Source organism: Paenibacillus thermoaerophilus (assembly GCF_005938195.1).
In the GTDB taxonomy this organism is placed as follows: Bacteria; Bacillota; Bacilli; order Paenibacillales; family Reconciliibacillaceae; genus Paenibacillus_W; species Paenibacillus_W thermoaerophilus.
In genome coordinates this window covers 1,322-1,584 of sequence record NZ_VCQZ01000054.1, presented here as the reverse complement: position 1 = coordinate 1,584, position 263 = coordinate 1,322, and the positions used below count along the sequence as shown (strand labels likewise).

The 263-nt window shown below is 56.3% G+C and carries 1 rRNA gene (cut by a window edge); it reads right to left on the bottom strand.

Annotated features, from left to right (window positions below):
• Positions 1-263: ribosomal RNA gene (locus tag FE781_RS17290) — 23S ribosomal RNA — on the bottom strand (its annotated part continues 655 nt past the right edge of the window); the annotation flags it as partial.

Below are 263 nucleotides of genomic sequence, written 5' to 3'. Positions count from 1 at the left end.
GGATCTTAGCACTCATGGTCTGACTCCCGGATATAACTCTGCGGCATTCGGAGTTTGACTGGACTTGGTAACCCTTGGCGGGCCCCGCACCCAATCAGTGCTCTACCTCCGCGAGTCTCTTTCCGAGGCTAGCCCTAAAGCTATTTCGGGGAGAACCAGCTATCTCCGAGTTCGATTGGAATTTCTCCGCTACCCCCAGCTCATCCCCGCCTTTTTCAACAGACGTGGGTTCGGGCCTCCAGTGCGTGTTACCGCACCTTCAC